The 964-nt window shown below is 74.1% G+C and carries 1 protein-coding gene; it reads left to right on the forward strand.

The genetic code is table 11. The features are described from left to right. The coding region (locus DZF91_RS40120; RefSeq protein WP_158588026.1) for a hypothetical protein at positions 1 to 835 on the forward strand (835 nt) is incomplete at its 5' end. Between the last annotated feature and the right edge of the window lie 129 nt (positions 836 to 964).

Raw genomic sequence — 964 nt, forward strand, 5'->3', positions numbered from 1 at the left:
GACGGCGGGGGCCGCGGGGGCCGCCGGGGGAGGCGGCCTGCTCGCCGCGACCGGCGCGAAGGTCGCGGCGGCGGCGCTCGCGACCACGGTCATCGCGGGCGGCACGGGCACCTACGTGGCCACGCAGAGCGGCGGACACCATCCGCAGCCGAAGACGCTGCGGGTCACGCTGCTGAGCGAGGAGAAGCGGTTCCCGAAGCCGGACATGTCCGCGACCGTCCGGTACGCGCAGGTGACCGGACTCGCGTCCCCGGCGGTCGAGAACCGCGTCAACGCGCTGCTCCGGCAGCCCGTCGAGAAGTGGGCCGACGACGTCCACACCGACTACGCGGGCTTCGTCGGCCCCTCGTCCCCCGCCGATGAGCGCTTCCATCCGGCGAACGTGGTCGAGCTGGGGGTGAAGGGACCGCGCTACCTGTCCGTCCGGTACGCGCCCACGTTGGCGGCCCGGAACACCACCGCCAGGATGACGGTCACCGTCGATCTGACGACCGGGGCGAAGCTGGCCACCCGCGACATTCTGCTCCGGTCCGTGGACACCGACCAGGGCGCCCGGACCCTGACCGACCTGCTGAAGCGGCAGGTGCCGAACGGCGCGTTCTGCGGCAAGTCCAGCCCCCCGGAGGGCGGTGCGGGCCATCTGACCCCCGATCTGATCGAGAACGGCGGGGTCAGGCTGCTGCTCACGTCGACGGGGGCGGAGTTCCACCTCCCGATGTTCCAGCTTGGCTACGACCTGGCCTGCAACCGGTATGACCCGGCGACCAAGGTCCCGTACGCCCAACTGCGCGGGACGCTCCGCCCGGAGATCCTCAAAGCCGTCACCGGCGGCTGACCCCGCGACGTCGTCCGGCGGCGTGGGGGTCCGGCGGTCCGGTGTCGCCGGGGCCTCGCGTCGTCCGGCGGCCCGGGCGGTCGGCGAACGGCCCGGGCGGTCGGCGAACGGCCCGGGCGGTCGGCGGAC

The sequence above is a fragment of the Actinomadura logoneensis genome, assembly GCF_003428695.1.
GTDB classification, from domain to species: domain Bacteria; phylum Actinomycetota; class Actinomycetes; order Streptosporangiales; family Streptosporangiaceae; genus Spirillospora; species Spirillospora logoneensis.